Annotated in this window: 24 protein-coding genes and 2 pseudogenes; 5 read left to right on the top strand and 21 right to left on the bottom strand. The window is 57.3% G+C overall.

Annotated features, from left to right (window positions below; translation table 11 throughout):
* Window positions 1-77: 77 nt before the first annotated feature.
* The 4 genes from ASC75_RS06100 to ASC75_RS06085 all read right to left on the bottom strand — a co-directional run bounded on the left by ASC75_RS06100 (window position 78) and on the right by ASC75_RS06085 (window position 3,129).
* Window positions 78-662, bottom strand: a complete 585-nt coding sequence (locus ASC75_RS06100) for a DUF1419 domain-containing protein (RefSeq protein ID WP_082496416.1) — start codon at window positions 660-662, stop codon at window positions 78-80.
* Window positions 663-704: 42 nt separating this feature from the next.
* The gene (locus ASC75_RS06095; protein ID WP_055971794.1) at window positions 705-1,409 is read right to left on the bottom strand and encodes a hypothetical protein; all 705 of its coding nucleotides are present in this window, start codon (window positions 1,407-1,409) and stop codon (window positions 705-707) included.
* A gap of 11 nt (window positions 1,410-1,420) precedes the next feature.
* Entirely contained in the window at window positions 1,421-2,026 is a 606-nt protein-coding gene (locus ASC75_RS06090; RefSeq protein ID WP_055971793.1) for a DUF1419 domain-containing protein, read from the bottom strand.
* Between the two features lie 128 nt (window positions 2,027-2,154).
* Window positions 2,155-3,129 (bottom strand): DUF3991 and toprim domain-containing protein, encoded by a 975-nt coding sequence (locus tag ASC75_RS06085; protein WP_055971982.1) that lies wholly within the window; start codon window positions 3,127-3,129, stop codon window positions 2,155-2,157.
* A 713-nt stretch (window positions 3,130-3,842) separates the two neighbouring features.
* Here ASC75_RS06085 and ASC75_RS06080 point away from each other — a divergent pair.
* A complete protein-coding gene (locus ASC75_RS06080; protein ID WP_055971979.1) occupies window positions 3,843-4,145 on the top strand; it encodes a hypothetical protein in 303 nt (100 codons plus the stop codon).
* Window positions 4,146-4,749: 604 nt separating this feature from the next.
* On the opposite strand, the gene ASC75_RS06075 is transcribed toward ASC75_RS06080, so the two are convergent.
* Window positions 4,750-5,250, bottom strand: coding sequence for an ATP-binding cassette domain-containing protein (locus ASC75_RS06075; RefSeq protein ID WP_055971790.1), 501 nt, complete (start codon window positions 5,248-5,250; stop codon window positions 4,750-4,752).
* 154 nt (window positions 5,251-5,404) lie between these two features.
* On the opposite strand from ASC75_RS06075, the pseudogene ASC75_RS06070 reads away from it, so the two are divergent.
* Window positions 5,405-6,061: pseudogene (locus ASC75_RS06070) on the top strand (GTP-binding protein); the annotation flags it as partial.
* A 41-nt stretch (window positions 6,062-6,102) separates the two neighbouring features.
* On the opposite strand, the gene ASC75_RS06065 reads toward ASC75_RS06070, so the two are convergent.
* From ASC75_RS06065 to ASC75_RS06050, 4 genes are read right to left on the bottom strand one after another with little or no spacing between them, the layout of a single operon-like run.
* Entirely contained in the window at window positions 6,103-6,654 is a 552-nt protein-coding gene (locus ASC75_RS06065; RefSeq protein ID WP_055971787.1) for a YecA family protein, read from the bottom strand.
* Entirely contained in the window at window positions 6,651-8,201 is a 1,551-nt protein-coding gene (locus ASC75_RS06060) for an IS66 family transposase (protein WP_055971785.1), read from the bottom strand. The genes ASC75_RS06065 and ASC75_RS06060 overlap by 4 nt, the downstream gene beginning before the upstream one ends.
* Before the next feature lie 48 nt (window positions 8,202-8,249).
* Window positions 8,250-8,606 (bottom strand): IS66 family insertion sequence element accessory protein TnpB, encoded by a 357-nt coding sequence (gene tnpB, locus ASC75_RS06055; RefSeq protein WP_055971975.1) that lies wholly within the window; start codon window positions 8,604-8,606, stop codon window positions 8,250-8,252.
* Entirely contained in the window at window positions 8,603-9,073 is a 471-nt protein-coding gene (locus ASC75_RS06050) for a transposase (RefSeq protein WP_055971973.1), read from the bottom strand. The genes tnpB and ASC75_RS06050 overlap by 4 nt, the downstream gene beginning before the upstream one ends.
* Window positions 9,074-9,158: 85 nt before the next feature.
* Between ASC75_RS06050 and ASC75_RS06045 the strand changes: the two are divergent.
* Window positions 9,159-9,506: pseudogene (locus ASC75_RS06045) on the top strand (GTP-binding protein); the annotation flags it as partial.
* Between the two features lie 200 nt (window positions 9,507-9,706).
* On the opposite strand, the gene ASC75_RS06040 reads toward ASC75_RS06045, so the two are convergent.
* The 12 genes from ASC75_RS06040 to ASC75_RS05975 all read right to left on the bottom strand — a co-directional run bounded on the left by ASC75_RS06040 (window position 9,707) and on the right by ASC75_RS05975 (window position 21,983).
* Window positions 9,707-10,018 carry a hypothetical protein gene (locus ASC75_RS06040; protein WP_156381129.1) on the bottom strand — a complete coding sequence of 104 codons (312 nt, stop codon included), beginning with the start codon at window positions 10,016-10,018 and terminating at the stop codon, window positions 9,707-9,709.
* 167 nt (window positions 10,019-10,185) lie between these two features.
* Complete coding sequence (locus ASC75_RS06035) at window positions 10,186-10,485, bottom strand: hypothetical protein (protein ID WP_055971779.1); 300 nt, start codon at window positions 10,483-10,485, stop codon at window positions 10,186-10,188.
* A gap of 715 nt (window positions 10,486-11,200) precedes the next feature.
* Entirely contained in the window at window positions 11,201-11,722 is a 522-nt protein-coding gene (locus tag ASC75_RS06030; protein WP_055971776.1) for a hypothetical protein, read from the bottom strand.
* A 167-nt stretch (window positions 11,723-11,889) separates the two neighbouring features.
* Window positions 11,890-12,324, bottom strand: a complete 435-nt coding sequence (locus tag ASC75_RS06025) for a transposase (RefSeq protein ID WP_055971773.1) — start codon at window positions 12,322-12,324, stop codon at window positions 11,890-11,892.
* A 2,164-nt stretch (window positions 12,325-14,488) separates the two neighbouring features.
* The gene (gene repC, locus ASC75_RS06015) at window positions 14,489-15,703 is read right to left on the bottom strand and encodes a plasmid replication protein RepC (RefSeq protein ID WP_055971766.1); all 1,215 of its coding nucleotides are present in this window, start codon (window positions 15,701-15,703) and stop codon (window positions 14,489-14,491) included.
* 156 nt (window positions 15,704-15,859) lie between these two features.
* Entirely contained in the window at window positions 15,860-16,831 is a 972-nt protein-coding gene (gene repB / locus ASC75_RS06010) for a plasmid partitioning protein RepB (protein ID WP_055971763.1), read from the bottom strand.
* The gene (gene repA / locus ASC75_RS06005) at window positions 16,828-18,054 is read right to left on the bottom strand and encodes a plasmid partitioning protein RepA (protein ID WP_055971761.1); all 1,227 of its coding nucleotides are present in this window, start codon (window positions 18,052-18,054) and stop codon (window positions 16,828-16,830) included. The genes repB and repA overlap by 4 nt, the downstream gene beginning before the upstream one ends.
* Window positions 18,055-18,641: 587 nt before the next feature.
* A complete protein-coding gene (locus tag ASC75_RS06000) occupies window positions 18,642-19,406 on the bottom strand; it encodes a YoaK family protein (protein ID WP_055971758.1) in 765 nt (254 codons plus the stop codon).
* Between the two features lie 265 nt (window positions 19,407-19,671).
* Window positions 19,672-20,319, bottom strand: a complete 648-nt coding sequence (locus ASC75_RS25895; RefSeq protein ID WP_147182402.1) for a helix-turn-helix transcriptional regulator — start codon at window positions 20,317-20,319, stop codon at window positions 19,672-19,674.
* Window positions 20,276-21,346, bottom strand: a complete 1,071-nt coding sequence (locus tag ASC75_RS05985; RefSeq protein WP_055971749.1) for a tyrosine-type recombinase/integrase — start codon at window positions 21,344-21,346, stop codon at window positions 20,276-20,278. The genes ASC75_RS25895 and ASC75_RS05985 overlap by 44 nt, the downstream gene beginning before the upstream one ends.
* A complete protein-coding gene (locus tag ASC75_RS05980; RefSeq protein WP_055971746.1) occupies window positions 21,343-21,729 on the bottom strand; it encodes a type II toxin-antitoxin system VapC family toxin in 387 nt (128 codons plus the stop codon). Before ASC75_RS05980 ends, ASC75_RS05985 begins: the two co-directional genes overlap by 4 nt.
* Window positions 21,729-21,983 (bottom strand): type II toxin-antitoxin system VapB family antitoxin, encoded by a 255-nt coding sequence (locus tag ASC75_RS05975; RefSeq protein ID WP_055971743.1) that lies wholly within the window; start codon window positions 21,981-21,983, stop codon window positions 21,729-21,731. The genes ASC75_RS05980 and ASC75_RS05975 overlap by 1 nt, the downstream gene beginning before the upstream one ends.
* Before the next feature lie 272 nt (window positions 21,984-22,255).
* Between ASC75_RS05975 and ASC75_RS05970 the strand changes: the two genes are divergently transcribed.
* Window positions 22,256-23,215 carry a DUF1403 family protein gene (locus ASC75_RS05970; protein ID WP_036589502.1) on the top strand — a complete coding sequence of 320 codons (960 nt, stop codon included), beginning with the start codon at window positions 22,256-22,258 and terminating at the stop codon, window positions 23,213-23,215.
* A 2-nt stretch (window positions 23,216-23,217) separates the two neighbouring features.
* On the top strand, window positions 23,218-23,898 hold the full coding sequence (locus tag ASC75_RS05965; protein ID WP_051517927.1) for an SMC-Scp complex subunit ScpB: 681 nt from the start codon (window positions 23,218-23,220) through the stop codon (window positions 23,896-23,898).
* Window positions 23,899-23,998: the final 100 nt, after the last annotated feature.

The following is a 23,998-nucleotide window of genomic DNA, read 5'->3' as shown; positions in this document are numbered from 1 at the left end:
AACGGAGAGGCCCGAAGCGATGCTCCGGGCCAGCTGATCGAAATGAAGTTTGTTGACCGCCGCGTTGCTGGTGTCAGTCAGTCCTCGGGCAACAGCTGCTGTACCTCCTCGGCACAAAGATGCGCGAGCAATTTGAGAACAGGCCGGAAGCCGGGCCTGCGAATAACGATGGTCCTGAAGCCTTCATTGCCGGGCGGCCAGACCTCGTCGGCATAGCCGCGGTCTGCGCCCGCAGCGTTCCAGATGCGTTCGAGCTTTTCCTGGCGGATGTCGGGGACAGGTTTGCCGGATTCGCGTGCAACAATCGCCGCCCGCATGGTCTCGGGCGTCACGGCGGGATCGGTGACGCTGACGAAACCGTGGAACCAGCGTTCGCCATCACTGGTCACGAGGCTGAAGAGGACGGACCGGATCTGTTCGGGACGGCGTCCGGGGAGAACAGTCAGACCTCCGGGCCGTAGACTGGCGAGGAACAAACCGGCCATCGCGCGCGCCGCGGGCTCCTGCAGCTCGAACCACTCACCGGCGTGCAGGATACCGGTGAATCGTCGCAGGGACATGGGTGCTGTATCGTGCCTCGACAGCAGCGCTCGAACTTCAGCTGCAGGCGCCGTCCCCGTGTGGATCCGACGAAACGGTGAAAAGAGAGAGGTGGTAGGCATCCGGATCGCTCCTTCGAGGATGGGGCTGGGACAGGACTGACGTCAATCCGTCTCGTCGCAGGCGAGGCTGTCGAGATATGCGGCCAGCGCTTCGGTATGCCGGTCCCGATCAAGCCAGCGGGAGATTTGCAGCAACAACGTGAAACTGTCCCATCCGGCGGTGGCGGCGATGCCCTCCAGACGGCTGCGGGTTTCATGCCCGCCGGTGTCGATACCAGGACTTTCTGGCACCGGTTGAGTTGGCTGCTCGTTCGACATTTGCTCGAGCATGTCGGTCGTCGAGGAATACTGAATTGCCGTGCCGGTAATGCGCATGACACTGCCGCCAAAGCCGTCTGCGCACATCTTCGAGCAGGTAAACGCCGCCCAGACCACGATTTCCTCGATAGTATTGGAGCGCCGCACAATATCCTGCAGGATCTCGGGCCAACCACCCTGGCTGGTGGTCAGGTCGATCTCGATATAGAAGCCACGCTCGGCCTCGTCTTTGGCATCGAATGCCGCAAGCAGGTTGGCGATATACTCGTTGAACCGGCTTTCCGATCCAGGAGAGCCTTCAAGCGCCACGCGCAGTTCGTCTTCGCGTGGTGAGATCCATTCGTTAGGACTGTTCCAGGTGCTGAAGAAGGTCCCGTCGCTCCACGCCTCTTCATCGAAAACAAGAGAGAGCATCAGACGCTCGAGCGGTGTCATGTCGCTTGCCGGGATGTCCGGCGTCACGACAGTCTCGGTGCGGTAGTCTGCCATGTCACGCCCCCTTACGCTGCGATGAAGACGGGAAGGTGGCGCAGATGCACCGGCAGTTTGGCGGCGATCTCGTCGTCGGTCAGGTCTTCAAGGAGCTTGAGTATGCTGCCGGTGGCACCGCCATAAAGCATCACTGTGCGCTTGCCGCGTGAGGCGTACGGCCAACGATCGCCGGCATAGCCGCGATAGTCGTCGGCCGTGCTGCTCCAGATATGGTCCAGCCGCTCATCCCGGGTCATGGCGCGCACCGGTCGGGTTTCGCGCTCGGTGATGGCAAGCCGCATGTTCTCGACTGAAGAGGTATCAGAGAGATCGCAATAGCCGTGGAAGTGGCGGATCGATCCATCGATGCGCAGCGCGAAGAAGACACTGGTGATCGATCCGGTCAGAAACTCGCGCATGGCGAACATCGACCCGCGGATCCACAGCGGTGGCAGGATCTCGAACATGTAATCGTGTTCGCTCTCGCGGATCTCGAACCATTCTCCGCTGTAGAGCCCAGTTGCATCGACGTTCCAACGATCAGGTCGCTGGGCGTGGCGGTCGAACATGCGGAACATCTGGTGGCGGTCGGCGACCCCCTGATAGACCTTGCGGATTGCGGGTGAGGTATTCATTTTCGGCTCCTTCGGAGTTGCTCCGGACCGATGCGCGGCGCTGTCCTCTCGACCTCACCATCCTCTTCAGTCCTTCATCACCCCTCCCGAGCCGCCGGCATCGCGTCCGGCCGGGTCAAGGGCCGGCTTCAGGCCGGGCGAAGCTTCCCTTGATGCGGCCGGCGCGTATGCGGCACGCCTTCCCTTTCCCCCCTTCTTTTTCTTCGTTCCGCCTCCCTCTCCTGCAGAGCCTCGTTCCAGTCGTCTGCAGGAGGCCGCAATCGCTGCCAGCCGCAGCCCGCTTCTTCGGCAAGGGTTCGAAGCCGATCGGCGAACGTGTCGCCCTGCGTGTTATTGTCAGTTGCCGCGACCAACTGGACGCCGGAAGAACCGGTAAGTACGCGCAGCGCCGCATCTGTTGCCGGAGACCACCCCCCGCCGGTACTGAGATAGAGGGTACCATCACGCAGACCCTCGAAGGCAGCAAGGCTCATGGCATCGATCGCCGCTTCGGTGACGCAGAGTCGGTAAGCCGCAGACCGGCCGAGACGAAACAGGACCTTTGTTCCCCCCGTCGAAAAGCCCCTCCATTCCGGGCCGCGCTCCTCCCAGCCCGTGATTGTGCCAAGATCGTTCGTGTGGGCGGCCCACATGCTGCCGTAAGGTCCTTCGCGAAGATGGTTCTGGGAAATGGCAGCATGAAGTGTATGGGGTGGCAGCAACCTTACTGCCGAGAGATAGTGCCAGGTTTGCGAACCAAGCCATGGACGACGTTGGCGGTTCCATCGGTCGACAATTGCAAGGTTTGGCCCTGGGACACGACCAACCATCCGTCTGGCGGTGTCTTGCGGGACATAGCCGATAAGCTCGGCAACGCGCTCGCGCGCTGCCTTGAACCCTCCGCCATCAAGATGGGCGACGAGCGAAAATACATCACCCTTGGCTTCGGAAAGCGGGTCGAACCAGCCGTGACCGTCATGGATCGTGATGATGATTTCGTTTTCACGGCGATACTTTACCGCCCGCCGTGTGCTCTCTTTCAGATCAATGAGGAACCCCGCCTTTTCCAGCACCGCAGAGCATGGCACACGGTTGCGAAGTTCCTCGATTTCCTTCTTTTCCATTCTCTTCTCGGCCTTTTTTGCCGCCCTCTTTTTGGGTTGCCTTCCCGCAGATTTCGCGAGACCCCATCTGTCAGCCGCGAAGAGCATGCGGAGGCAAGGGCGCGGCGGGAGTTGCTCGGAAATCGGGAGCCACAAGCGCCACCTGCCCGCTGCGGCGAAGCTTCCCTTGCCGCCGCCGGCTCGCAAGCGGCACCCGAAGGGGCAGGCCGGTTTCTTGAACCGGGCTCATCAAGGCAGGCTCGATCAAACCACTGAAAGCGGCAATGTCACTGAAGAGCGGGAGCCTCTATCCGGACCGTTGGAAGATTGGAATACGAAACTCGCTAGCCTTTCACCTGGCGGCAGTTTTGACTGCCTCAGACCCCTCCCACGCTTTCGTGGGAACATGCCCATATCCGGAATGTCGAGGGGGCGCCGTGATCGAAGATAAGCGAAGAAATTTCAGGACAAATTCAACAGGATCACATATCTTCCGCAGCGAAGCGGTACGCGCCGCTTTGGGGCGTCGAAACCCCTCATACCCGGTTGGTGCCACCCGTAAGGCATCAGACTCCTTGACCTTTGCGGTCGGGGGACCTGTGGCGTATGCAATAGGTTCTCCGGGACTAAAGGCCATGGGGCCGTGGTATGCGGTTTCGAATCCCCCGATCACCAGGGGTCAATGAGCAGTGGACGGCGGGGGCGCACCGCCGCAGTTGCTTTGGGAGAAACCGTTGGCACAGGATATTGTGTTCACTTTCTACACATACTCGAATGCCGGTGTTCGCGCCGAAGAGCGTTGGAAGCCAACCGGTATTCCGGACATTTTCTTCGACAGTCACCGAAAGGCGCAACGCGCGTTGCAAGAGATGCGCGACGATCTGATTGACGATCCCGAGATGGTGTGCCCGGTTATGAACATCGAAAAGGTGGTAACCGTTCCGATCAGCCCGGCAAGCATTCTCGCGTTATTGAACGAAGGTCTGGGATCTTTTGTCGATCGATATGAAATCGTTGAGACCATTGAGTCCAAATGAACCCGAAGCTTAAACGTTTCGACCGGGATTCTCATGAGATTTCCGCGGCGTCATGGAGAGACGCTCAATGACTATCGGTTTTCATAACAGGAGGCGTTCACATATCGAACGCCCAGGAAGAACAAACGCATCGTTCCCGGCAAAACTGGCACAAAGAGGGCCAACCTGGCTTGCCGCTTGAGATCTTCCCAGGGACGGCATCGTTGAGACTCTACGATTTTGCGGGTGCTGAATGAGCGGTTGCGGCGACTGCGAAACCAATTGCAGGATTGCGAGCGACGCACATATCAAACCTCCAATATCGGCGATTGGAATTGTGTCGATGTCATTCGGACTTGATCCGGCAAGGGCGACTTCGATATCGTCGCGTGTCACATCGCGGACCGCTTTGTGGATCGACACCTGAAGCACAGGTACTCCTGGACGCATGACCAGCACGACGGTTTCCCTGGGCGGGTATCCGGGCAGATGGCAGGTGACTCATTGACGGAGACGAGTGCGTCTTCACCAAGCGTGAGTGCATCGCGCGCCCATTGCTTTATGGCTCGGGCACTTGCGACGACGCCAGGATCGTTTCGTGACAGCGGATTGGCGAAGGTACGGCTCATGCTGGAGCACTCCGCCTGCGGGAAGCACGTGGCGCAAGCACATCGAATAGGTCGCGGATCGGTTTTTGCGGCATGTCCTGTCCGATCAGGACGACGCGGGTACTCCTGTCGTCGTCGGGCCAGGTGTGGAGGCGGTGACCCACGGCATCAAGACATCTTTCCAGATCGGCTTTGTCTTCGGCGGTAATTCTCCCGAGTAAACCCCTCCTCTGCCAGAAGCCGAGCGATATGAGGTCGATCACATGGGCGGGAAAGCTTCGGTCGATCTCCGACTGCTGCGGAAGATAGGCAAGCCGCTGGCACCGGCTCTCGCAGCGTCCACTGATCGGCTTGATAACGCCTGCAATCTCTTTAATCAGAGTCGACTTGCCCGACCCGTTGGCTCCGACGACTGCCGTCATCGATCCATATTCCATATTGCCAGTAAGATGGTGTACGGCGGGGTGACTGTCATAACCGAGAGTCAAGTCTTCGAAATGCAGGCAAATGCCGGTCATGGCCGCTCCGGAGGTTGACACTATCCAACAAGGTAATGTTATTACATGTTCCTATCCTATGTTATGTAATAACGTTTCTGCAACAGAGTGCAAGCCCGGTTCGATGCCTGCGTCCGTAATTCGCTATCAACCGGTCAATCGCGAGGACAAGATCATGACCCAGCAGACCGCCCCGACTCCCGTCATGGTGCTGACCGGATACCTCGGTGCCGGGAAAACGACCCTCCTCAACCGCATTCTCTCCGAGCCGCATGGCCGGAAGTATGCAGTGATCGTCAACGAGTTTGGCGAAGTCGGCATCGACAACGATCTCATTGTCGATGCCGAGGAAGACGTATTCGAGATGAACAACGGCTGAATCTGCTGCACGGTTCGCGGCGATCTGATCCGCATCATTGAAAGCCTGATGCGACGACGCGACCGCTTCGACGGAATTCTGATTGAAACCACCGGCCTCGCTGATCCCGCCCCTGTCGCTCAGACATTTTTCGTCGATGAGGACGTACGCGCCAAGGCCCGACTCGATTCCATCATCACCGTGGTCGATGCCAAGCATCTCATCGGCGAGATTGGCCGGGCCCATGAAGCACAGGAGCAGCTTGCTTTTGCCGACACGATCATCGTCAACAAGACGGATCTAGCTTCTCCGGAAGAACTGAAGGCGGTAGAGGACCGCATCCGCCGGATCAACCCGACCGCCAGCATCCTCCACACCCAACGCTGCGCCCTCAATATTTCAAGCCTTCTTGATAGGAGGGCCTTCGAACTCGACCGCATCCTTGAGGTCGATCCGCACTTTCGTGAGCGCAACGAACGCGCCACGTTGCCGAGGCGGCTGGTTTGTGCCGACGGCTATTGGCGAGCGGCCCGGGTGACAGCGTAGAGCTGGGTCACAGCGGCTCGGATATGGATATGAGCAGTCGCTCGGATTTTTCGTTTTTCCTGCGGTGACATGCGGAACAACAGTTTGGCGAGCTGCGGATTGACGGTCATGATCGGGGTGATGATGGGCTTGGGTGTGGCCAGCAGGATGGGTGCCCACGCCTCGCCACCCAAGCCCAGCCCCAGCGCAAAGCCGATTGCCCAAGCGTCGACGACCGTCCTGCCTTTGTCATGCATGAAGATCGGATAGTAGTCACCAGGGGCATGTGCGAGGAGGTGGTCCACTTCATCATGCCGGTTGAGGACGGTGTTTACGAGACGTTCCTCGATCGAACCGGGCTTCGTTTGTGGCAAGGTGCCACCGAAGACATTCGGCATCCAAAGTGCTGGCGCAACCGGCACGGGGCCAGCGACGATCGCCGCCAGCAAGCCGTCGATCGCGCTCATTCCGACATAGTCATTATGTCCGTCGCCGCGCAGGCGTTCATCAAGCTCATCATAGGAGACACATGGGCGATTCATGCTGCTTGCCTGGTCTGCTCGGGCGACCAATTCCAAGGAAGCAGTGTATCGAGCTGGTTGATTGTCGTTTGACCGGATACTACCCGCTCGAGGACATCGGCAAGCCAAGTCTGCGGATCAAGCCCGTTCAGCTTGGCCGAATTGATCAGCGAAGCCAGGATGGCAAAGGTCTCGCCACCTCGGGCGTTGCCGACGAACATCGAGTTTTTCCTCGTGAGAGCAACGGACTTCATCGAACGTTCAACAATATTGCTGTCGACTTCGATCGTTCCATCGTCGAGGAAGGCTGTGAGCCCAGTCCAGTGCGTGAGGGTATAGTTGATGGCCTTGGCGAGAGCCGATTGGTTCGAGATATCTCCCTTGAGGTCAAGCAGCCGGGCCTTCAATGACTTCATGATCGGGAGCGATTTTAACTGCCGCGTCTGACGGCGCTCTTCTGCGCTCTGCCCGCGGATCTGCTGCTCGGTCAGATAGACCTCCGCAAGGATCGACACGATCTCCAGGGCCTCCGATGAGCCGGTCAGCTTGACGACGTCCACGAACTTGCGTCGGGCGTGAGCCAGGCAAAATGCCAGCCGCAATGGATGCGCATTACTTTTGCCGCGCCGTTTGGCGAGGGTTTTGTATGCCGCATATCCGTCCACCTGAAGGACGCCATCAAAAGAGGCCAATTGGCGCTCGGCCTCACGGGCGCTGCGGCTCTCGGAGAAGATGTAACCAACGGCAGGAGGCGCTGGACCATTCCAGGGCCGATCGTCCACGGCTTGTGCCCACAGCTGACAAACCTTGGTTCGCTTACGCCCGGGATCGAGACGTGGGAGGCGTGTTTCGTCGGCGAAGACCCTGGGCTGTGAACGAATGAAGGCGAGAAGCCTGTCATAGAGCGGCTCGAGCCACCACGCCACACGCTCGACCCAGCTCCCGAGTGTTCCCCGATCCAGCACGATACCGTGGCCTGCGAAGATCTGGGTTTGTCGATAGAGTGGAAGATGCCATGCAAACTTGGATGTCACGACATGCGCCGCGAGTGCAGTCGTCGCCATTCCGCCATCCATGAAGCGTGTCGGCGCTGGCGCCTGCGTGATCCCGTTTGTGCAGGCCCGGCAGGCATAGCGAGGGCGAATAGTGCGCTTTACCCTCAGGATGGCGGGAACGATATCGAGGGCTTCGGTGGTCGTTTCTCCAACGCGATGCAGGTCGCCTGCGCAGCACGAGCATGTCTTGCTCTCCGGCTCGATGACAACCTCATAGCGGGGGAGATGCTTGGGGAGTGCACCAAGATTGCGTCCTGGAGCTCTCCGGGGAGATGGAAGAGGACTTTGCCCGCTATCATCGTTGGCAGCAACTGGGATATCCGCGAGGTCGCCGAGATCCAGACTAGTTTGTGTTGGATCGATGGTCGCAAGCTTCTCCGACCGAGCCCCGTGGATCAAGCGCTTGAGATAGTCTATCTCGGCTTTGAGATCAGCGTTCTCTGCACCGAGAGCACGAACCGTTCGGCTCAAATGCTCGATATTCTGCAGGAGTTGATCTTGGCTTGGCGACATGCTGGAGACTACCACATCCCCTAAAATCTTCAAGCAATTACAATTACATCATGCTGCTTTCGTCGGTCTTTTGACCTGCTGTGAGCCGATCCTCGTCCAATCCAATCCCGCGATCAGAAGGGCAAATTGTTCGGCCGACATCGTCATCGCACCATTCGTGATCGGCGGCCAAACGAACTTGCCAGCCTCCAACCACTTCGTGGCCAGGATCATGCCAGATCCATCCCAATAGACATAACGCAAGCGATCGAGACGCTTGGCGCGGAAGACAAACACGTCACCACAATAGGGATCCGCCGCTAGCGCCGACGCAACCAAAGCCACCAAGCCATTCATGCCGCGTCGAAAGTCGACGGGCTGCGTGGCTACCATGATCTTCATCCCAACAGCAGGAACTCCGATCACCGGCGACACCGGAGAGCTGCCAACATCGCCTGGGCCAACTCCGGTGCCACCGAGCCCACCACAGTCATGCGCGCACCGTCGAGCTCGATCTCAATTCTACCCGCAGCACTGCTGGCGACATCGAATGCCGTCGCGCGTTGCAGTCTTTGGCTATCGACCACATTCACCGGCACGAACGCTGGCTCCTGACCCAAGGCCTTGCCCGCTCTTTGCCCGATCAACCCAGCCTCCCGACGCCAGGCGTTCAGCAAACCACGATTGACCCCGTGCCGCCGGGCAACGGCAGAGATGTTGGCGTCAGGTTCAGCGCTCTCACAAACAATCCGCGCCTTCTCCTCGTCACTCCAATCCCGCCGCTTGCGCCGCCCGGTGATCACCTCAATCAGTCGGTACCCGCCTTCATGACGAGCCTCATGCATGGCTTCATCCATGACTCCAAGCATGGCATTAGCGTAATCCCTGGCCATCCCATTCAGCTCCTCTCGATGAAGGAGCATATCTCGCGGCCGCAATCACAAAAGAAAAGGTGGGGTGTTCGTCGCGCTCACGCACTTTCTTGAAGAGGCGCACGATCACGAGCACGACGACCATTTGACCAGCTTCTCGCTTGTCGAGCGCGATCCCCTTGATCCGGAGAAATTCTTCCCCTGGCTGCAGATGATCATCCATGCCTTTGGCCTGGATATCCTCCGTCTGAAAGGAATCATTTCCTTCTCCGGTGATGACGACCGTTTCGTCGTTCAGGGCGTCCATATGCTGCTGGAGGGAGACCATCAGCGCCGGTGGAAAGATGCAGAAGAGCGCGTCACTCGGCTCGTATTCATCGGTCGCGACCTGCCGAAGGATGTGATCACCGATGGTTTCCTCAAATGCCGGGCTCTCAGCCAGGCATCTGAGTAGGCACTCAAAGCAGATGTCCTGCTCTTTCAGACGCTGGCTTGGGCGATGGTTTGCAGTAACGTCTCGCCGGAAACCGCCTTGCTGCCGCGGCTAAAGGCCACGGTATGCCTTGGATACGGGGCTAAGTGACGAGGCCCCTATCCGACCACCAGCAAGGAGCAACAGATCATTGCTTCTACCGCGTGGTTGTCGCCGGACATCTATATATCATTCGCGTGAACCGTCAGGTTCTTCAAAAGGATCGATCGGCTGCTCACCTTGCGGTAACAATGGTCGCTCACCCCCATTCTCCGGTGATCCGAGCCCATTCGCCGAAGGCTTAGTTTTTGCTGCGATACCCGTTCCACCAAGAGTTGAAGGTAGTTCTGCCGAAATTGAGGCATTTCGATTTCGCCGGCAATCCATTGCTCGATCCAAGCCAGAAAGCGGGGATCGGTCTCCATTGGAAAGCCTGCGCTCCGAATTCGCTCGAAAACCCTTTCAGCAATGTTTCGTCGTTGTTCATTCTTCATCGGCTGCCACTCATTTGATTTGCGAGCGAAGACTGTCTATCGCTCAATCGCAAGGAATGTGCGCGGCGGCTAACGGTAATCTAGCGTGCGTATGGGCCAGTCTATGTGTCTATATTGATCAGTAATATCACGCGCCTCATGCAGAACATACCATGAGTATCTGCATTTTATCGAACAATTCCAAGGCGTTCACCAATTCTCGGCGCGTGCGGCTGCGCGGCCAGCTTGGTCATTTCGATGATCGTTTCCCGAGATATATCCTCGATCTCATACCCTTGGCTCCGGGCCCCCTCGGTGAGGGCTTCCAAACTAAGGAACTCTTCCAGAACGGTGCCAAGCCAGATCTCCCTGGACTTACCCATGAACGCTTGCAGGAAAAAGGTACGCAACGGCGGATCAAAGCCGATCACGGCGTGACGATCGGTTTTGCCCCCCTTGGTGACTGTGATTTTATGTCTGCGATCCAATAACCTTCTCCTTTCTTGCAATGTTACATCTTAACTCGGCAATGTCCGCGTTGAACCCACTGCCACCAAACGCCGCGATGGCCTGTTACATGGCTCGTCGCTCGTCGACTGAGGGAGCTATCGCGAACCGCCCTCTCAGTTTACTGGTGTCTCTTGGCACTCGATTGCAAGGCGCCGCGTACAACCATCCGAACAAGATAATAAGGTATTCAATCTGAGATCCTCACCGCAATATTGGAGCGTGATCCAGAATTATCCACCCGAGAGACCATAGTTGCCCTCGATCAACTTAATCAAAAGCCCCAATACGATAGTGGTTATTTTCAGGATGGCGGTGTTAAGTGCTGAAACCGCACCGCAAAACCTTAAATTGGGTACTGATATCGGCAGAAACGGGCGCACTCTCGTAGGGGACGGACGTTTCAATCAGACCCATTAAGTGCAGCGGAGCGGAAAAAGGCCATAGGTGCAGCGATTGATGTGATCAGAAAAGGTTCGCGGCGATTATACCGCTCGGGCCTCAGCGAGGAGTAGTTGGCAATTGCAGTGCCTGCAGCAGGACACCCCTGACTTCGGCCGCACACAAATCCTAGCCAAGCGCCGCGGTTTCACTGGTTGGTTGAGCCAAAGAGTCCGATCGCCGCGGATAAGATTGCCTTTCGAGTTTCCGAAACGGCTTACAACTCATCACGGGCTACAATGACAAGCAACAGCGTCACACGCTTTCGAGCCGATTGAGCACAGACTGCATCCACTCGTTTTCCTCCCGAAGTTTTACGAGCATGAGGCGTTTGAGGTAGCGATTGTCAGCCTCAAGCAGCGCGAGCGACTCTGGTGCGGCATGCCGACTGTGAGCGTTAGGGGATTTGAGCTGTTGCAAACGCCTTTCCTGGCTCCCCCTTCCCTTTTGCTTCTCTGCCAGCCCATTCGCCGGCCCTACAAGATCGTCGGCCTTCGCCTGGTCCGCAGATAGAATTTCACTCGACTGGTCATCGAGTTCCCCAATATCCAACCTCTCGCGCGGAATATTTTCGCGACCTGCAAGGATAGTTGATTTTTCGTCTTCTGAGTGCGCTTCCGAAATCAATGTTGGAAAGGCTCTATCAACTGTCACCATCGACGTTGAGGCATACGGTTCTGAGATACCCTGTGGCACCGCCTCGTCGGTCTCAATCTGCCGCGCGACGGCCTGCAGATCGAGATTGCCCCAAATGGAAGCCGATCGTGGCTTTGCCACGCGCCTGCTCGTCTTGTATTCGACGACAAAATTAGATCGTGGTGTTCTCATGTTCCGGATATTCAGAATTGGATGGAGTGAAAAGACCAATCGATTTGGACCGATGAAAACGCGCTTGCCCCAGAGGTACGTGCGCTCCTATGGCACGGACGCCGCATTACAACATGCTACTTCAAGCCCAATCTGCGGCGCAAATCAGCGTTTTCTGTTCGAAGTTTTTCCGCCAGAAGTTTGCGTAGCCGGCGGTTTTCTTCATCGAGCTGGATGAACTCCGCAAACTCGTCATCTTCTGCAATAGCGGATTGCGAAGTGGACCCAAACGCCTTTTTCCACTGATAGTAGGCCTGGTCGGAGATGCCGGCCTTCTCTACTGCTGCTTTGAGGGTATCTCCAGCCGCAACCTGCTCGTCGATGTGACGAACACGCTCGATCTTCTCCTGCTCACTGAGACCTCGGCTCTTGGGTTTCACGGACTTCTTCACATCCCCGCGAGCCTTGCCGGACGCAGCACTACGTGCCCTCGCAGGTAACTTCGCAGCGCGCTGTTCGACCTCAGTCGGTGACGCACCGTCGGCAGGAACATGGTTATCTTCGTCGGCCATTGGTCATCCTCTTTTGTTGCATGATCTTCTCCGTCAGCTCTAAGCGCCTGTCAACTCATCGGTGAAGACTCTGCGATAAACGAGCGATTTATGGCAGAATATGACAGCTCACATCGGACGAATGTTCTCTTATTTGGGAGCTACATTTATCCACCCCGGAGCATTCGACGGGTTTCGAATTGAACACCGCTGCGGTTTCGACCGAGGGGTAGAAGGATACCGGGGCCTAACAGACCGATGGTTCAATGACAGTAAACAGCGCGTCCATCTTCACGGCGAGGCGCTAACTGAATCAGTTACAACATTGTTTCAGCCCTTATATGCGCTGCATGTCCCGGTTAGGGTGATGCTTTACGGTCAAGGAAAATCTCAGTGTAATGTAACAGAAGACGCCTGCGCGATGTGAAATGGTCATGCACAAGACACCCAAAAAGATACAATATGGAAAACTGTTTGTTTTCCGCATATTAGTCGCTGTGGGAGCTCCCACAGAAAACCAGCGGTCTGTTTGCGCCTGTCTCGGGCCCGAAACCGAAGGATGGTAACGAAACGGCTGTCGCTCTCATCTGCGGCACGTACTGCAGCAAGCCTTCACGGTCTTGCGCAAGAGGGTTGTGACGATGATGAGTACGATGTTGCCCTCGCCGAGGGAGGCGGAAGTGAGCAGCTCTGGGCCCCTGTGATTGAATGGTGCATCGCTGGACGAGACCAGATCGAATAGAGCTTTGGTGAAGGCATTATACAAGCGTTGCCTAATCGGAGGGCCGACTGCCTTCGCGAAGAGTAGGGACAAGTTCTCTTCCAGTTACCCGGACCGGAGGTGGTTGTTCAGCGGTCTTTCCATGCCACGCTTCTTCACGAGCGTAGCGTTGCAGAGTCGACGATTTTAGGCCCTTTTCCCAATAACCCTTGGTCGCCACTCTCGCGCGCTTCCGAGCCATTGCGGGGAAAATCGTTTCCAGTGGTGGGCGTCCTCACGAACGCGGTTTATGACGCGCACGTGATGCGCCTTTATATTGGCGCCGCCTGCCCGTTCTCCATATCACGGAAGGCACCGGTTGCTCCTCAGTTAACTGCTGCACCGTTGCCTGGCGCGGCGCCGCGGCTAGCCAGCCTGATGGGAAGTGGGCGTGGTCCCTGCCCGCATGTCATGCTGACACCTCCATTTCTGCTTTGAAATCCCGCGACTGTGGAACCGAACGGTCATCACCGCATGAGCCTTCGTGTTGTCGGCATCCACGTCGAATTCAAGTTCGAATTTCGTCTATCTGACCCGTGCCACCGTCCCGAGCCGTATGTTCTAGACGTCTTTTTCATCTGTGTTCCCTAGCTCCAGGAAATGAGGTGATATCAGGTACCCCCACGCTTATACATTCAGACTCTTTAGTACTGCGCTTATAAATCATCGCTCTACGCACAATCAGGATATCGCTTTATATCCCCTCATAGCGGATGGTACCGATCGAACCATGGCAGCGGCTTCGTTCGATTAAAGCCGAACAGCCACTGGGTCTCCCCACAAAGACCAAGCTCGCTTAAACAAGATGGGATCAGGTGGATGATGTGGGTGGATCTATGTTCTGAAAGGCCGGTTCGATGTGCCGTCGTCAAGAGCGCGCCTCTCTGTTGCGAATGACAACCGGGGCAGGTGTTCGCTGATCCAATGCTTTGGGTAGCGGGACAAGACCGATCCATTTAATGCTGAACGATCGCCGCCTTCGTAGCTCGTTCAGCCGGAAGATCTGGCTGCTGCAGGGCAAGATGAGCCAATCGCTCGCAGCGATTATCGGCCGCGGCGTCAAGAACTCACCGAGGAGGCGCGAGAACGCAGCAAGCAACTGCCTATCGATCGAGACTGCTGAGCGGATGGCCGATGGCTGTAACATTTGCCGATCTTGCTTCCGATGGACATTGAGGTCTCGCAAATGGAAGGGCAATAGCCTCATCTGCGGCACTCGGGCACACCCTGCACAAAGTGCTGTATCCAACGGTCGTGGCTGAGGGTTTCAATTCCTGCGTCAACGGCGAGATTGCTGGCGCCATTATTCATATCAGCACGTAGACCCGTAGAGCCACGGGTCGGCTACCGTCGTTCGCACCACGTTCTCTTGGCAACGCATCTCCAAAATATTACGACAACCGAGGAGGGGCCCTCTCACCGTGCTTATCCCGCATTTCGCCCTTCCCGCGGGCTAACGTTTAGGAGCGCCATGACCATGGGCCCGATTGAAAATTCGCCACGCTCAGCCCTTCTCGTCAGATCTCTGAGATAGCCCCCCGGAGAATTGATCATATTCGCTTTCTCGAGAATGCAGGCAACCGCTACCGCAGCATTCTCAGGCCCCATAACCTCGCAGGCTTCTTGGTAGGCGGAAGCGCTGATGCCGAGCATTGATCGAACGACGACTCCGGCGGACATGAACTCTCGCCAATTCGCGATTTCACCATTCTTGCCGTAATCGGCAATCTGCGGGCATGCTCTCATCACCAACCCTAGCGGAAATACCTTCGGCGGCTCGCTCCGTTGCCTGTTACCAGCACTCGACTTCGCCCCCAGCCCTTTTTCGGAGCTTGGTTCAAGTTCATATAAGGATTCGGTTTTTGAATTCTGTATGTGCTGCTCAATACGGGCAGCATTGCTGCTAGAATTCTTCTCTTTATCATACGTTTCCAGTCGGTTGAGCACTTCTTCCTTCAGCATTTTCATCTCATCGAGCAGACTTGTCACCACCTCGATGTCTGCTTTGCGTGGAATGCGGGATACGAGCCGCACATACATGTCCTCAATGGCGTCCCAGTCTCCATCAGCAGCCTCTTCGATTGCCGCAGAAACAAGCTTCCTGACGTCTCGCCGGCAAACGGTCAGTGCTTCCCTGGCGTTCTTGAGGGCAACGCGGTCGGCCAAAGTCTGCTGTGCCATAATGGCGAACTCGTCAGCGCGTGCGAGCAGGGGAGACAAATCGAAGCCGAAGGCATGGTTGACAATGCCAGAGTTATCCTTCCGCGCGTAACGCTTTCCATTTGCGCTGTCCTTTCGGACAATCAGCCCGGCTTCGACCAGAACAGCGATATGCCGCCGAAGTGTCGAACCAGGCATACTGTGAGCTCGCAGGGACAGCTGAATGTTTGACGGGAAAACGATGAGTTGCGCATCCTGACGCAGCTCATTTTCGGGATAGAAGCTTAGGAGCGCGTCCAGGACCGCAAGGCTGTTGGACTGTATTGCCAACAGCTCAATAGCCACGGAGATGTCCCGGAAGACTTTCCACTTGTCTACGCTTTTGCCTGCTCTGATTTCCCCGACAGCTTGTTGCCGCCGTACGAGGGCAAGAGATATCGGCCGCCGTCCGAACGGCGTTGTAACATTTCCGCTTTGCATCGTTCTTTACCTGTCAGCAGGCAAAAGAAATTTGTTCGCCAAATTGGCGCCGAAGACTCTTGACGATGATTCTCGAAAATGCGATTCTGAGCTTGCTAACGAACAGAATAGGGCTTCCGAGACGGCGACGTTTTGGGGGCTCTTTTCTTTTGCGGGTTAAGCTTCCTTCTCTTTTTCATTGCTGGCCTGATACTCCTCGTAGAGTGAGGCCAATCGTTCGAGCACGAAGGTCGCGAAGTCTGGCGTCGCCTTCTTGTCGATTGTTATTTCGAGTTTTGCCCGGCTGTTCTTAACTTGGGCCAAGCGGCTACCTGTGGATGTCGACAGGACGTCAGGAGCACCGCGTCCAAGACGAGCGGGTTTCAGATAAGAGATAACCTTTTTGAACCGGTCCTCTGATGGAAGGGCGCTCAGTGAGCGAGCCAGATCGAGAACCTTTGGAAGTTCTGGAAACTTTTCGACAAGCTCCGCCAATTGCTGCCAGTTACCGCGTCCTACACCCGGCGCCGGTCCGATAGCATCGACTAGATCGGCTGGGAGGGCATCCACAAGCGCCATCATGCGCGAGACATCTGCTCTGTCGATCGACATCGCCGCGACGATAATCTCGCGTGTGAACCGATCCTTGAGATTGGCGGCGAACCGCGCTTTCTCGATATAGGTCAGGTCTGCGCGTTCATTGTTTTCTTGTCCCTGTGCGATCACCAACTGCTCATCGGTGAGCTCACGGACAATGGCCTTCGCCTTGATTCCGAGTTCTTTGAGAGCCCGCAGGCGACGATGGCCGAACGCAACCTGATATCTATCGGGAAACTCGGGATGAAGACGAACGAGAATAGGTACCTGCTGCCCTTGTTCAGCAATCGAAGACTTCAAACCTTCGACATCACCGTCCATACGGTCTTGAACAAAAGAAGGTTCGATAATGGCGGTGTCGATCTCGATCACCGCCTGGCCTTCCATCAAACTCTTTTCGATCTCCTCAGCGCGCCGGCTGCGGTCGTTCAGGTCTCCAACAGACCGCTTGATAGCTGACATCGGTTTCGCGGTCCCTTGGAGAGGCCTGGCGAGCGGTGGCGCGGTTCCCCCTGGTGTGGGGAGGTCGGCGAAGAGATTTTTACGGCTCATGTTCTACCCCATGTCTTTTTGATGAGGCTCTCAATCTCGTGATTGACACTGTTCATCGATTCGAGTGCCCGATCATAGGTGGCGCGGTTGAACTGACTTCTGTCGACCTCAAAGAGGGTCTGGTTGGTCAGGCCAGCGTCTGAAATCGCGGTACTCTTCACCATTGAGTTGACCATTACATTTGCACCGAACAAAGACCGCAAAAACGCGACCATCTGGTGCTGAGGCCCGTCGGTGGGTTCAAAACGGGTGACGAGATAGCGCATCCAGTTCTGCTTATCTTCAGCTCCCGCTTCCCCAATGGTGTCTAAGAGGTCACTGGTCATTGCCAAAAACTGATTCATGGACAGAACATCGAGCATCTGAGGATGGACTGTGATGAGGACGGACGTGGCCGCGGTCAGGGCTGAAAGCGTGAGATAACCAAGTTGGGGAGGGCAGTCGATAACGACGACATCATATGCATCGGCAATTTGGTCGAGTGCATCTGACACGCGAGCGAAGAATAGCCTATCGCTGGGATCTCGTTTTGCGAGAGCCATGGGAGTCGCGTGCTCGAACTCCATGAGTTCAAGATTGCCGGGGATCAAGTGAAGGTCAGGGATATACGTCGCTCGGACGATATCCTGAATTGGCCGTCTCTCCTCATCATACCGGATAGCGCCGTAAATCGTGTCGTTTTCGCCGACATCCGTCTCCGGTTGGCTGCCAAACAGTGCTGACAAACTCGCCTGGGGATCAAGATCGACGGCAAGGACGCGGTACCCACGAAGTGCGAGGTACTGGGCAAGATGTGCCGAAGTTGTTGTTTTACCGGAACCGCCTTTGAAATTCATGACCGCAAGGACCTGCACTTCTTCACCATCGCGGCGATGCGGTAGGTATCGCCCAGCGGGCCGGCTGCCTGCGTCCATATATTGGCGTATCTTGGCGATGTCTTCGACAGAATATACGCGACGGTTGCCCGGACCAGAAGCCACTTTGAAGTTCAGGCTTTCATCCTTCTCCATTTCGCTAACGATGGTCCGCAGATATCCTTCTGCACAATCGAAGAGCTTCTCAGCCTCTGCTGGCGAGAAGTTTCTGATCGTCTTGCGTGCGTGAGGCGGGAACACCTTCGTTTGGTAGGCTTGAAGTTGGGCCGAGAGCGCAGCCGAATGGTTTCGGACAAGATCCCGAAAACCCGAAAACTCCTCGATGGGTGCCAAATCCAAATTCACCATTGCCGCACTTTCTTCCCCAAGATACGGAGTTTTGCCAACGCACGGCTAAACTCCGCAAACAGATAAGACGCGATTTTCCGATTTCCGCAAGCGCTTTATAGTTAATGAAATATTAACGCGGGACCTTGCGCATCGCGTATGGAGCCTGAATTTCGCCTTAAACCGCTAGAAACAGGCGGTTGTTTAAACTTTTCAGTCACTAACACGGGTTGTCAAAAAAAGAGTCGATAAACCGCGTTCGATTATCTTTACCCTCCGAATGGGTGCACCTATTGAAGAATCCCTCCCCATCCAGCTGACGTGAGTCGGCACAAGCTGTGACGCAGACAGGGGCCAACGGCGGTTGTTCAAACGCAAGAAATTCGAGATTGATCGGTCGGCTCGAGTGCCTTCCCGGGAAACCTTGACCAACCCGCAAAATTAAGTGGCCTCATCGTCCAGTGCATGCCGCCACTACGTTTGGAATAGATGCACAGGAGTTCTTGCGCTGCCCCGCAGTTGTAAGAAAAACAACATTCCTCAAATGCAGGATAATTGACTAGGCCTCGTCGAGATCGCCGAAACAACCATGGTGTCCCTCGTTCTTTTCATCGCTCGCTTCGTGGCGGCCAACGAAGTCGTCTTGTGGCAGTGGTTGTGTATGTGCCGCGCCTTCGCCGGATACCTTTAAACGAAATCACAAACAGCAGCGCTGCACAGATCAGTAACAGGTATCCGCCCACATGCTGATAGGCGAACACGCCCAATACACCTCCGGTGAGGAAAGCTCCGATCGTCCAAATGTGTAGCGTGAGCCTTGTTCGGTTCTCGGCCGCGTGGGCGTCCGGTTCTCGTCCCCGCAAAATGTCCATCGCGATACCGAGCTCAATGCCGATATCGGTTGCCATGCCGGAGATATGTGTCGTCCGCACGCGAGCGTCAGAGATCCGGGTGACGGTCGCATTCTGCAAGCCCATCAAGAATGCCAAGCCAAGAGTGAGTAGGGGAGGGCGCCACGCCGCGAGTAACCAGATGTCCGCGATCCCGAGCAAAGCAAGCAGGATGGCTTCTACGAGAATACTATAGGCGTAAATGGCAGCGATACCGCGGCGTCGACCCGAATTGATAAGGAGGGATGAGATCGCTGCGCCGAGGACGAAAATGATGACCACGGCAAGGAAAAATAGCGCCTGATTCCATCGCGCCGTTGCAAGATGATCAGAGAGAGCCGAAACATTACCGGTCATGTTGGCCGAGAAGAAACCGACTGCATAAAAAGCCGCAGCGTTCAAAGCCCCTGCAATCAAGGCCAGTGAGCAGGCGAGGTTTAGGTTTATCCGCTCGTTGCGGGCGGAGCCTTGGCTGATCAACATACACGCGATCCAACTTGTTCAGCGCGTAAGATTTGCGCCTGCTCCGTCAATAACATTGCCATTTGCATTGCGGCAATCATAACAGGGAGCCTTGGCGAGATTGTACTAGAACCAATCTCACTGCGATTGGTGTCGATCGGGCGTTGCGGCTGAAGCGTGCACCGTTGCCTTTGTCGATCATGCTAGAGGCCGATCCCCTGCGAATGGAATGCTCTGCAGATTCAAGAGAGCGTCCAACCGACGAGAGCGATTCTCGGGCGGGCGACTAGATCTTTGCAGCAAATCTCGAAATCGCCTGCGCGCGTGTTGCCACACCAAGTTTCCTGAGGATTTCACTCATGTGGTATTTCACCGCGCGTTCTGAGCAGTTCAAGATCACCGAAATGTCGCCGTTGGATTTGCCGGAAGCAGCCGATTTCAGGACTTCGGACTGCATTTCGGAAAGTTCGCTCAATTGCTGGCGCTCATCGATCGATACATCCGGACAAAGACCCAAGGCTACCGCCTTCATCACCGCCGAGTTTGCGATCACCGTGTCCTGCTCGTCAACGAAGCGGGCCATGCCCTTAAGTTGATAGGTGGCAGGGTTCATGCGATCGACGAGCAGATCGATGGCATCGTTCAATCGGCACAAGAACAGGCGATCGGACTTCGGGATATCAACAATGCTGTGACCAACCTCGATAGCATCACTCAGAAGAATGTCGCCATGATGGAACAGACCCGCGCGACTACGGCAAGGCTCGCAGAGGCGAGCATTAGGCTTTCCGACCTTGTTGAAGGCTTCACATTGCCCGGAGGCCGGTCGTTGACCGACATTGCGACGGGGCGCAATGATGAATTCCGAAGGTCTGCAGCCTGACCAATAATTACAAACCCGCAGCCTTCGTGAGATTGACGCGGAAGCGATCACGCCGGCGCTGATAGCGTCGCGTCATCTCAGCAGAGGCATGACCTAGTTGCTTCTGCACATAGCGCTCATCGACTTCGGCCGAAGACGCCAGTCCGGCGCGCAGCGAATGCCCTGAGAACTTAAAAGCCCGTTCGATCTCTGCCAGATCACCTCGGATGCCTGCATCCATAGCGGTGCGCTTGACGAGCCGCGCCACTTCCTTGTCGTTGAGCCGGTCCGGCCCGACGGTCTTCCCTTGCCCTGTAACACGCCGGAAGAGGGGACCATGGGCGAGCCTGGCGAACCGGATCCAGGTCTCAACCGCGGCAACGGGGCAGGTGGCTTCGGAGGACCCGCGCCCGATTTCGACCTCCCGCCATCCAGTCTTGCCGCGAAGCGTCACCAGCAAGCCTTTCTCAAGGATTTCGATCCATCCGCGGCCGTCCTCCGTCTGGTCGGCCTTCAGATCCAGCCCGACGATTTCCGAGCGCCGCAGGCCGCCCGCGTAGCCGATCAGCAGCATGGCCCGATCCCGCAGACCGCGCAGGGTCCCCCGGTCGAGCGTCTCCAACATGGCAACGATATCCTCAGCCAGGACCGCCTCTTTCTGCAGGGGCGGGCGAGCATGGCTGTTGCGAATGCCGGCCATGACTGTGGCAATGTGCCGGTCCTTGCGATTGAGCATCAAACCGCGCTGCGAATAATTCCACGACAGCGAGGAGAGGCGACGCTCGATCGTCGAGACCGAACTCGCCTTGGCGCCGCGTTCGGCGGTCCCCGACGCGCAGGCGGTAATGTATAGGCCGACGGTCTGAGGATGTGGGGGGAGGGGAGAGAGGCCCGAGCGCCGGCACCAGGCGGAGAAGTGTTTCCAGTCGGCGGCATAGGCGCGGCGGGTGTTGGCGGAACTGGCGGCTTCGACATAACCCCGCGCGCGATCGGTGAGATCCTGAAGATGGCCCAGCAGGCCGGACGCCGGTTGCGGGGGAGGAGAGGGCGCCGTCTCTGAGAAATGTTCGCCAAGTATGATCTCGCCGCCGCTATTCATGCCGCCTCGATATCCGTCTGTTTAAAATCGTTGCCCTTGAACAGGAGCGGTTCGCCAGTCAGACTGGCAAGCGCATAGGAGAAGCAGTCGCCGTAGTTCAGGGAGGCAGGATGGCGGCCCTTGCCGTAACGGCGCCAGGCCCGGCGCGCCTGATCGGCATGCTCGGCGGTCACCGCGACAACGTCCACCTTCGCCTTGTGCAGCCACAGATCAAGCTCTGCGCCACCAGCCTCACCGAAACGGCTTTCTACCACCATAGCGGCTTCGACAAGCGTCGCCGCCGAAACGAGCCGAATGGGATCGTCGGCGACGCATTCGCGATAATGTTGGGCGTCCGGTTCATTGAAAAAGATCGCGACAATCGCTGAGGTATCGATGACCATCAGTTCGGAATACCATTTTCGTCGTAGCCGATGATCTCTTCATCGCTGCGATCATCGAGGACCGGCAGCACGCTCAGGCGCCGCTGCATTGCCTCCATGTCCTCAAGGAGAGCAGACTTCTTGGCTTGCGAGCCCATCCGCTTCAGCCGATCCTCGAGGGCGCGCCGCGTCGCAATGGTGATAGTTTCGCCGGTGCGCGCGGCAAGCGCGCGGGCGAGCTTCTCTGTTTCGGGATCTTTGATGCTCAGCGCCATTGAAGGTTTCCAGGTTCCTTAGTATACATATTCTACCTAAGGCCTGCGCGGCGACCGGGGAGTTTAACCATACCGCCGCCGCACTCTCTCGCGTCGCTCAGCCGGAAAAGCGGGGATTGGTGCGGCTGAAGGCCGCGAAACGGCCGTTTCTTATATAGAGCACAGAACGTCCGATAAGGCAAGATTATCGGACATAATTATATGCGGACAGGCTGTGCGGTTGATTGTGAAATAGGTGGTAGAAACTGCGCGCCTCGGCTATGCTTGACGGCATGGATTCGCGCCTTCCCCCACCTTTCGCCGCCCCGGTTCTCCCAGCGACCGTGTCTCCCCTACCGGCTTGGGCGAACGGGCGCGCGCGCGATTCAAGCGAAGGGGACGCCGCCTTTGCCGCTGGCATTGCTCTGAAATCGCTCGACGATTTGGTTCGCGCCGACCTGCCGTGGGCGGGCTGCTGGCGCCAGCGCCTGGCGCTTAGGGCCTCGCATTCGGCCGTGCAGCTGATTGGCCGCAACGAAGGCGAGGCGGGCTTGCGCGATGTGGTGCTGCTCACCGCGCCTGGCAACGATCCCGGGCCGGCCGGAGCTATGTATTTGGCATTCCAGAAACTGGCGGCAAAGAAGCGGCCGATCAGCAGCAAAGTTCTGGAGGAGGTAGCGGCGCTGATGGGGATGCGTCGCGAGGGCCTGAGCGAAATTGCCGATTTATTTGACGGCGCGCTTCAGTCCGGTCGTGCTGTGCCCTTCGTCGTCGCCGACCTTGTCACCAACATCTGCGCCGCCCGGCCAGATGCCGAAATTTTGGCCTGGTGGCTGGCCGACCGCCTGCTCGCGGAAAAACTCGCCTGGGCGTATGGCGTGCCGCTCACGATGGGCGAGCGGTTTGGCGCAGCGTTCAAGACCATAGGTGGCCGCGGGCGGGTGCGGCCCGGGGAGCCCGCTTTCCCGCGGGCGGTGTGCCTGGCGCTCGTGTCCGCCACGGTCGAGGCCTTGCGGCAGGCCAATGACATTGGCCGGCGTGCCGAGACATTGTTGGCGATCGCGCCGAAGTTGCGAACCAAAGGCGCCGGCGTCGTCATCGAAAAGCTGCTCAACGAGGATGCCATGCCCGCCTCCGTGCCCGGCAGCCATCTCTCCCGCTGGGCGGCGACGCGATTGTTCGAGCGGCTGGAAAGTTTTGGCGCGGTGCGTGAACTGTCCGGCCGAACTTCGTTCCGGATTTTTGGGTTGTGACGATGGCTGGATCAAGCGCAACACGACGGAAGTCACGGCCGCAGGACGAAGTGTTGCTTGATCGCGAGCTCGAAGATCTGCCGCCGGAGCTGCGCTGGCGCGAATGGATGCTGCGGGTAGAAGCAGTGATCTTTGCCGCCGCCGAGCCGGTCAGCCGTGAGATTTTGGCGCGCGTGGTCGGTTGCGGCTGCAGCATCGATCTCATCATCGATGATTTGCGCGAGGATCTGCGGTCACGTCCCTATGACATCGTTGCGGTCGCCGGGGGCTGGCAGCATCGAAGCCGTTCGGCTTACGCGTCTGCGATCCGTGCCTCGCAGGCGCCAACGCGTAGCGTCGCCGCGTCGCTGTCGGAAAACGAGGCTGTGGTGCTGGCGGCGATCGCATACTTGCAGCCGGTGACCCGCGGCGAGTTGTCCAACATGTTCGGCAAGGAGATAAGCCGCGACATGATTGCCGGCCTTCGCGATGCCGGGTTTCTCAGCTCCGGCCCGCGCAGCCCGACACACGGCGCGCCCTACACCTATGTGACGACCAGGCATTTTCTCTCGGCGTTCGGCCTCGAGACACTGCGCGATCTGCCCGATCTCGAGCGGCTTGAGGATGACGGGCTGCTTAGCCGGCATTCGCTTGTGAGGGAAGATTTGGCGAAAGAAGTCGCCGATGGCGGCGAGCAGGACTAGCTGTAGCGGCTTGCCAACATAAGCGCCTCTGCTCGCAAACATCGGCATTTTCTGCTCGAATTATCTGACAATGGAGCGGGCGTCGTGCTCACGCTCTTTG

Source organism: Aminobacter sp. DSM 101952, from assembly GCF_001424795.1.
GTDB lineage: Bacteria > Pseudomonadota > Alphaproteobacteria > Rhizobiales > Rhizobiaceae > Aminobacter > Aminobacter aganoensis.
This window is presented reverse-complemented; position numbering and strand designations above follow the sequence as displayed.